This is a genomic window from Rhodococcus sp. CX (assembly GCF_015865005.1).
Classification (GTDB): Bacteria; Actinomycetota; Actinomycetes; order Mycobacteriales; family Mycobacteriaceae; genus Rhodococcus.
The window spans coordinates 1,961-9,526 of sequence record NZ_JADZGH010000067.1 but is presented as its reverse complement, the minus strand read 5'-3'; the positions used below and the strand labels follow the sequence as shown (position 1 = coordinate 9,526).

Here is a 7,566-nt window from a genome sequence, read left to right as displayed (position 1 = left end):
GTCCGCACGAGCCACGCCGTGAACGTGCGGGCGGTCGACGTGCGCCGGGCGAGGGTCGTGCGGGCGGCACCGGCGGCGACCTGTGCGGCGAGCCAGGCTCGCAGCACGTCGAGGCTCAAGTCGGTGATCCGCGCACCGGGATGCGTGGCTTCGAGGTGTTCGAGCAGGGAGCGGACGTCGGTGGTGTAGGCGCGGACCGTGTGTGCGGAGCGACCGCCCTGCAGCGCGAGGTGTTCGGCGAATTCCTCGAGGTGCACGGCGAGCGGGGCCGGGAGGTCGGTCATGACGCCACGGTGGTCGGCGGAGTCGGCGCGCGCAAGTTCCCGCGCCGTGGAACGGGGGCCGCGGCGGGCGGACGACCGACCACTAGGGTTAGTTCGTGAGTAAAACAATTCCCCTGCCGATGCTGTTCGCACTGGCGCTGCTGTCGGCGATCGCGCCGCTCGCCACGGATATGTATCTGCCCGGCCTGCCGATCATGTCGGAAAGCCTGGGCACCACGACCGTCGGAGTTCAGCTCACCCTGACGACGTTCATGGCCGGGCTCGGCGCGGGACAGTTGATCGTCGGACCGCTGTCCGACAGCTGGGGACGCCGGCGGCTGTTGCTCGCCGGCACCGTGGTGCTCGCACTGAGCAGCGTGCTGTGCGCGACGGCTCCGACGATCGAGGTGCTGGTGGGGGCCCGATTGATCCAGGGATTCAGCGGTGGCATCGGCATTGTGCTCGCGCGTGCGGTCATCGCCGACCGCGCGAGGGGCAACTCCGCGGCGAGACTGTTCGGCATCATGATGATCATCGGTGGTGTGGCACCGATCGTCGCGCCGCTGCTCGGTGGCGCCTTGCTCGGCCCGATCGGGTGGCGCGGCATCTTCTGGGTTCTGGCGGCCGTGGCCGTGGTGATGACGCTCGGTGTGCTCATGTTCGTCCCCGAATCGCTGCCGCCGGAAAAGCGTCACGGCGGCGGATTGAGCGCGCTCGCCCGGAACTTCGGCTATGTCGTCCGCAACCGCCGGTTCGTCGGCTACGCCGCCACGTTCGCGTTGGGTTTCGGCGCGATGTTCGCCTACATCTCGGCGTCGGCGTTCGTCACCCAGGATCTGCTGGGACTGTCACCGGGCCAGTTCTCGATGGTCTTCGCGGCCAACTCGATCGGACTGGTCGGCGCCAATGTCGTCAACACGCGGCTGATCGGGCGAATCGAGGTCCGCGCACTGCTGCGGTTCGGCGTGACCGTGCACTTCGCAGCCGGGATCGCGCTGCTGCTCGCGGCGATGTTCGCGGGTACCGAACGCTGGGTGATCCTGCCGCTGCTGTGGGTGTGTGTCACGAGCCTCGGTTTCGTCATGGGCAACGCGACAGCGCTGGGTCAGGGCCAGGTTCCCTCGGCCGCCGGCACCGGTTCGGCGCTCATGGGCGCATGCCAGTTCGGCCTCGCGGCCGTCGTGTCCCCGCTGGTGGGGTTGGGCGGCGAGGACACCGCGGTGCCGATGGCCCTGGCGATCGTGGTGTGCGGGGGGCTCGCGCTCACCGCGCTGCTGACGCTGACACGCGAGCCCCACGACCGCACCGTCGAGGAGTGAAACCTCAGACTGCTTCGCTCGCAGCCAGTTCACGCTTCCATTCGCGGAACGTCTCCTCGGTCCGGCCGCGCTTCCAGTAGCCGGAGATCGACGCGCGGGCCGCGGGCACGCCGCGTTCCCTGCGGATGTACGGGCGCAGATGGTGCATCACGGTCTCGGCCTCGCCGTGCACGAAGGCGTGCACCTCACCGGGCAGCCACTGCGCACCGGTCACCGCGGCGACCAGCGGCGCGTTCGCTCCCGCACGGTCCTCGCCGACGGATCCCGCGTCGGTTCCGCGGTGCAGCCAGGTGATCTCGACACCGGCCGGAGCGGTCAACGGGATCTCGTCGTCGGCACCGGCGACCTCGATGAACACCCGTCCGGTCGCGTCGGGCGCGAGGGATTCGAGCGCGGCCGCGATCGCGGGGATCGCGGTTTCGTCGCCGGCGAGCAGGTGCCAGTCGGCGTCCGGGTCGGGACGGTAGGCGCCGCCCGGTCCCCTGACGACGACGGTGTCACCCGGCTGCGCCGACACCGCCCAGGGTCCGGCGACGCCCTGATCTCCGTGGACGACGAAGTCGATCGCGATCTCGCGACGCTCGGTGTCGACGGACCGCACCGTGTACGTGCGCACGACGGGACCATCCGCCGATTCGAGTTCGATCTTCACGTAGGAGTCGGTGAAGACGCTCGGTTCGAACTGCGCAAATCCCGGACCGCCGAAGTACACGCGGGCCAGATGGTCGGAAAGTCGTTCGGTCCGCACCACGGTCAGCTCCGTCGATTTCGGTGCCTTTCGGGCCACCTGCCACCTCCATTAATCAGGGTTACCTAACTCGACGACCCTACATGCCGAGGGCCTCGTCCGGTGCTGCTCCGCGACGCGACCAGCCCGTGTCGTCGCGCGAGACCAATCCGGCCATCTCGAGCATCGGCAATGCCGCACGGACCCGGTCGACGTCCAGACCGGCCGACTCGGACAGTTCCGCGACACTGCTCGGTCCGACCGCGGGAAACGCCTCGTACACCAGTTCCATGTCACCGGAAAGGCCGTCCAGCGCACGGTGCCACGACGCGTCCCCGTCGTCGGCGACACCGATCGAACCGGCCGCCTCGACCACCTCGCGGGCATTCCCCACCAGCGTCGCCTCCCCCTCCCGGATCATCCGATGGCAACCTTGCGAGGCCGCCGACGTGACCGGGCCGGGCACCGCCAGCACCGGGCGCCCGAGCCGCCGCGCCCACGACGCGGTGTTCCGGGCTCCGCTGCGCCAACCGGCTTCGACGACCACGACCGCGCTGCTCACCCCCGCGACCAACCGGTTGCGCGCCAGGAACCGGTATCGGGCCGGCGTGGTGCCGGGCGGATACTCGCTGATCACCGCCCCCTGCTCGGCGATCCGGCGCAGCATCACCGTGTGCGCGGACGGATACGCTCGGTCCACGCCACACGCGAGCACCGCGACGGTCGTGCCGCCGACGCCGAGCGCCGCGCGGTGCGCCGCGGCATCGACACCGAACGCCGCACCCGACACCACAGTCCAGCCGTCGACCGCGAGATCACCGGCGATCTCGGCCGTGACGTGTTCTCCGTAACCGCTCGCGGCGCGCGTGCCGACGACCGCGACCGCGCGTTCGAACAGTTCGTCGAGCGGCCGGTTGCCCAGCACCCACAACGCCAACGGGCCGGTGTCGGAATCGGCGCCGCCGGTGAGGGCGTCGAACGACAGGAATTGCCACGCAGGCCATTCCGCGTCGTCCGGTGTGACGAGCCGTCCGCCGAGCCGGGCCACCATCTCGAGATCTGCGGCGGCGGTGTCCAGGTGCGCCCGTGCCCGGGTGCGACGGGAGATCCCCGCCCCGTGTGTGCCGTCGCGCACCGCGTCGGCGATCGCTTCGGGTCCGTGCTGCGCGATCGCATCCGCGAGGCGTCGCGACGCTCCCTGCGCCACCGTCGACAGATAGGCCCACGCGAGGCGGCGCGGGTCCTGCGCGCTCATGCGACTCCCCTGTCCCGGAAGTCGAGTGCCGCCGCGACCTCCGTCTCCCCCGGTCTGTCGAGTCCGGCGAGATCCCCGACCGTCCAGGCAACTCTGATTGCCCGGTCTGCCCCGCGTGCGGTGATTGCGCCCTTCCGCAGCGCCCATTCGACGGGTTTGAGCGCGGCCGGTGACAAGCGGAATTTCTGTCGCAGCGCCGGTCCGGGAACCTCGGCGTTGGTGGACCAGCCGAACTCCGACCATCTCTCGGCGGCGGCCGCTCGAGCCCGCGCGACGCGGGCGCGGACGTCCTCGGTGCTCTCCCCCGTATCACCCATCAACGCGCTCGTCGCGACGGATTCCATCCGCACCCGCAGATCGACGCGATCGAGCAGCGGCCCGGACAGCTTGCCCAGATAGCGGCGACGCGCGGTCGGCGCGCACACGCAATCGGCATCGCGCGGCGGTGCACATGGGCACGGATTCGCGGCGAGGATCAGCTGGAATCTCGCCGGATAACGGGCAACTCCGTCGCGACGCGCGATCCGCACTTCCCCGTCTTCGAGTGGGGTGCGGAGCGCTTCGAGTGTCTTGAGTCCCATCTCGGCGACCTCGTCGAGGAACAGCACGCCGCGGTGTGCCCGGCTCACCGCGCCGGGTTTCGCCATGCCGGTGCCGCCACCGATGAGAGAGCTGACCGATGCGGTGTGGTGCGGAGCGATGAACGGTGGATCCAGGACCAGGGGCCGATCCGGGCTGAGCGTGCCGGCAACCGAGTGGATCGCGGTGACCTCGAGTGCATGCTCCTCCGACAGGATCGGCAGGATGCCCGGAAGGCGTTGAGCCAACATGGTTTTCCCGATGCCCGGTGGCCCGGTGAGCATGAGGTGATGTGCTCCCGCGGCGGCGACCTCGATGGCGCGCCGCGCCTCGAGTTGCCCGACCACCTCGCTCAGATCCGCCCGTACCGGGCGTTCCGGCACCGGGTTCGCGTCGGGACGATGCAGCGGCCCGTCCCCGCGCAGCCACAGCACGACCTCGGTGAGAGTGTCGGCGCCGAACACGTCGATGCCGTTCACCAGTCCCGCCTCGGCCATCGTCGCCGTGGGTACGACGATGCGCGCCCATCCGGCGCGGGCGGCCGCCAGGACCGCGGGCAACACCCCACGGACCGGACGGATCCGTCCGTCCAGGGCCAGTTCCCCGATCAGGATGGTCCTCGTCAGTGCTTCGAGCGGAAGCGCTTTCGCCGCGTTGAGCACGGCACAGGCGAGTGCGACGTCGTACACGCTGCCGACCTTCGGTAGCGTCGCGGGCGACAGCGCCAGCACCACCTTCGAATCCGGCCATTCCCCACCGGAATTCGTCACCGCCGCGCGCACCCGATCGCGGGATTCCTGCAGGGCCGCGTCCGGCAGTCCGACCATCTTGACGCCGGGCAGGCCCCGGCCGATGTCGGCTTCGATTTCCACGACCTGGCCGTCGACACCGGTGACGGCGACCGAGAATGCTCGTCCCAGTGCCATCACAGCACCTGCTTCAGGTGCGTGATCATCGGCGCACCCGGTTCACCGACCAGGACGGTGACGACGTCGACGCGGATGCGGCGCCACCGCGTCTCCTGCTCGGCCAGCCACAGGCCGGCGAGGCGCCGGATCCGGTCGGCCTTCTCCGGTGTCACCGCCTCGGCGGGGCTGCCGTAACCGAGACCCGTACGCGTCTTGACCTCGACGAACACGAGCACCGCCCCGTCCCGGGCGATGAGGTCCAGTTCGCCGTAGCGGCAGCGCCAATTGCGTTCGAGCACCACCATTCCGGCAGATTCGAGAAACTCGGCGGCCAGGTCCTCCCCGCGCGCCCCCAACTGTTGATTGCGTCCCATCCGTGCTCCTCCCCTGCGTGACCTCCACTGTGCGGAAGCAGGGGGCGACGCAGAACCCGAGAAACCGAATTCGGCGGAATCTGTGGATGAATCACCCGCCTGTGGACAACCCTGTCCCCGGAGCACCGTGGGCGCGGAATCTGTCGGATGCGGCGTGTATGGACGCCCGGAGATTTCCGGGCCGACGACCTACGATCGGCACATGAGCGGTCTCCCCCGGTCGATGCAGAACTTCCGGCGGCGTTGCGACGACCGGATGCACAAGCATGTTGCGAATCCGGTCGCCGTGCGCCTTCCTCAGCAGACGCTTCTCGAAACCGTCGGTCGACGCAGCGGCGCGGTGCGGCGAACGCCTGTCGGCGGCTGCATCGTCGGCGAACGAGTTCTGGATGGTGTCGAACCACGGGACCAGCTCCGACTACGTACGCAATCTGCTCGCCCGGTCCGACGATCGACGCGGTGAGTGCGAATCGCTCACGCTACAGCGTGGGCGGATTCCGAATCGCGTCGTGGATCGGAACGAGCGCCGTCAGCCCAGCTTGTCGGGCAGCCGCAGTTCCGGCTTGTCCAGCTCCTCGATGTTGACGTCCTTGAACGTGATGACCCGGACGTGCTTGACGAAGCGAGCGGGGCGGTACATGTCCCACACCCACGCATCCGACATGCGCACTTCGAAATAGACTTCGCCACCGACGTTCTGCGGGATCAGCTCGACGGCGTTCGCCAGGTAGAAGCGGCGCTCGGTCTCCACCACGTAGGCGAACTGACCGACGATGTCCCGGTACTCCCGGTAAAGCGAGAGTTCCATCTCGGTTTCGTACTTCTCGAGATCCTCGGCACTCATCGGTCTCGGTGTCCTCCCGTTCTGGTGTGTCCTGCCATCATCCCGCATCCGCCTCGTCGGAATCGAATCGCCGGGAATTCTCCCGCGCGCCGACGACCGCCTGGACATTCGCCCAGGACCGCCGATGCTCGTGGCTCGGTCCCAGCTCGCGCAGCGCGGCCATGTGGAAGGCGGTGCTGTAGCCCTTGTGGACGGCGAACCCGTAGCCGGGCAGTTCCTCGTCGAGTTCGATCATCATCCGGTCACGGGTGACCTTCGCGAGGACACTCGCCGCGGCGATGCAGGCCGCGGCCGCGTCCCCACCGATCACCGGCAGCGACGCCGCCGGGAGGCCCGGCACCCGGAAACCGTCGGTGAGGACGTACCCGAGCGGGGTCGCCAGTCCCGCGACCGCGCGGCGCATGCCCTCGATGTTCGCGACGTGCACGCCGATGGCGTCGACCTCCGCCGCGGGAACCACGACGACGCTGGACGCCACCGCACGACGCTGGATGATCGGGAACAGTTCCTCGCGCGCCTTCTCGGTGAGCTTCTTCGAGTCGTCGAGCCGCGCGAGCGACGGGTGCGGTTTCGGTCCGAGGACGCAGGCCGCGATGACCAGCGGGCCGGCGCACGCGCCGCGACCGGCCTCGTCGACGCCGGCGACGGGTCCGAGACCGCAGCGGGTCAGCGTCGATTCCATCGTCCACAGGCCCGAGGACCGGCGGACGACGGGGCGAGGTGGCCAACCGTTCACGATTACTGGATCTCCGGTGAGTCGATCATGCCCCAGCGACCGGGCGGCAGCACGATCATGCGGGCCTTGCCGATCACATTGTCCAACGGAATGGTGCCCTGGTTCTCGTCTCCGACGTGCCAGCGCGAATCCGCCGAGTTGCTGCGGTTGTCGCCCATGACCCACACGTGGCCTTCGGGAACGGTGACCGGGCCGAAGCAGCGGCCGGACTTCATCTCGGTCTCGCAGGTGAGCACGCCCGGGGTGAACGGGAAGTCCATCTTGACGTACGGCTCGTCGAGCGGCTTGCCGTCGACGAGGACCCGGCCCTGGTCGTCGCAGCATTCGACGGTCTGTCCGCCGACGGCGATGACACGCTTGACGAGGTCGTTCTCGTCCGGCGGGACGAGGCCGACCAGCGAACCCACTTCCTGGATCCCGCGGATGACGACGTTGTCCGAGCGCGTCGACTTGTATCCGGTGGACCACGAATCCGGGCCCTTGAAGACGATGACGTCGCCGGGCCGCGGGTCCCCGAACCGGTAGCTGATCTTCTCGACGACGATGCGGTCGCCGGTACAC

General features: G+C 69.2%; 10 protein-coding genes. 2 read left to right on the top strand and 8 right to left on the bottom strand.

Annotation, left to right across the window (positions count from 1 at the left end; all coding sequences use genetic code 11):
- A partial coding sequence (locus I0Q12_RS32210) for a site-specific integrase (protein WP_231610170.1) occupies positions 1-284 on the bottom strand: 284 nt, incomplete at its 3' end.
- Positions 285-403: 119 nt separating this feature from the next.
- Here I0Q12_RS32210 and I0Q12_RS07015 point away from each other — a divergent pair.
- Positions 404-1,582 (top strand): multidrug effflux MFS transporter, encoded by a 1,179-nt coding sequence (locus I0Q12_RS07015; RefSeq protein ID WP_197251254.1) that lies wholly within the window; start codon positions 404-406, stop codon positions 1,580-1,582.
- A gap of 4 nt (positions 1,583-1,586) precedes the next feature.
- On the opposite strand, the gene I0Q12_RS07010 is transcribed toward I0Q12_RS07015, so the two are convergent.
- The 4 genes from I0Q12_RS07010 to I0Q12_RS06995 are packed head-to-tail and all read right to left on the bottom strand — an operon-like array spanning position 1,587 to position 5,425.
- Positions 1,587-2,369: a siderophore-interacting protein gene (locus I0Q12_RS07010; RefSeq protein WP_197251253.1), complete on the bottom strand. Its 783-nt coding sequence runs from the start codon at positions 2,367-2,369 to the stop codon at positions 1,587-1,589.
- Between the two features lie 40 nt (positions 2,370-2,409).
- Positions 2,410-3,564, bottom strand: coding sequence for a DNA-processing protein DprA (gene dprA, locus I0Q12_RS07005; RefSeq protein WP_197251252.1), 1,155 nt, complete (start codon positions 3,562-3,564; stop codon positions 2,410-2,412).
- On the bottom strand, positions 3,561-5,069 hold the full coding sequence (locus I0Q12_RS07000) for a YifB family Mg chelatase-like AAA ATPase (protein ID WP_197251251.1): 1,509 nt from the start codon (positions 5,067-5,069) through the stop codon (positions 3,561-3,563). The genes dprA and I0Q12_RS07000 overlap by 4 nt, the downstream gene beginning before the upstream one ends.
- Complete coding sequence (locus I0Q12_RS06995; RefSeq protein WP_197251250.1) at positions 5,069-5,425, bottom strand: YraN family protein; 357 nt, start codon at positions 5,423-5,425, stop codon at positions 5,069-5,071. The genes I0Q12_RS07000 and I0Q12_RS06995 overlap by 1 nt, the downstream gene beginning before the upstream one ends.
- A gap of 202 nt (positions 5,426-5,627) precedes the next feature.
- Here I0Q12_RS06995 and I0Q12_RS06990 point away from each other — a divergent pair, with 202 nt between their 5' ends.
- Entirely contained in the window at positions 5,628-5,888 is a 261-nt protein-coding gene (locus tag I0Q12_RS06990; RefSeq protein ID WP_307846084.1) for a nitroreductase/quinone reductase family protein, read from the top strand.
- Between the two features lie 66 nt (positions 5,889-5,954).
- On the opposite strand, the gene I0Q12_RS06985 is transcribed toward I0Q12_RS06990, so the two are convergent.
- The 3 genes from I0Q12_RS06985 to lepB all read right to left on the bottom strand — a co-directional run.
- Entirely contained in the window at positions 5,955-6,269 is a 315-nt protein-coding gene (locus I0Q12_RS06985; RefSeq protein ID WP_068160521.1) for a DUF2469 domain-containing protein, read from the bottom strand.
- 37 nt (positions 6,270-6,306) lie between these two features.
- Positions 6,307-7,005, bottom strand: coding sequence for a ribonuclease HII (locus I0Q12_RS06980; RefSeq protein WP_197251249.1), 699 nt, complete (start codon positions 7,003-7,005; stop codon positions 6,307-6,309).
- Positions 7,006-7,007: 2 nt separating this feature from the next.
- Positions 7,008-7,566 (bottom strand): signal peptidase I (gene lepB / locus I0Q12_RS06975; protein ID WP_231610168.1); only part of this gene is annotated, 559 nt, incomplete at its 5' end.

What these genes read in the sequence shown, in the direction of transcription:
- I0Q12_RS06990 (WP_307846084.1), top strand. Translation starts at nt 5,628, where the DNA reads ATGAGCGGTCTCCCCCGGTCGATGCAGAACTTCCGGCGGCGTTGCGAC.
- I0Q12_RS06995 (WP_197251250.1), bottom strand. Translation starts at nt 5,425, where the DNA reads ATGGGACGCAATCAACAGTTGGGGGCGCGCGGGGAGGACCTGGCCGCC.
- I0Q12_RS07015 (WP_197251254.1), top strand. Translation starts at nt 404, where the DNA reads ATGCTGTTCGCACTGGCGCTGCTGTCGGCGATCGCGCCGCTCGCCACG.
- I0Q12_RS07000 (WP_197251251.1), bottom strand. Translation starts at nt 5,069, where the DNA reads ATGGCACTGGGACGAGCATTCTCGGTCGCCGTCACCGGTGTCGACGGC.
- dprA (WP_197251252.1), bottom strand. Translation starts at nt 3,564, where the DNA reads ATGAGCGCGCAGGACCCGCGCCGCCTCGCGTGGGCCTATCTGTCGACG.
- I0Q12_RS06985 (WP_068160521.1), bottom strand. Translation starts at nt 6,269, where the DNA reads ATGAGTGCCGAGGATCTCGAGAAGTACGAAACCGAGATGGAACTCTCG.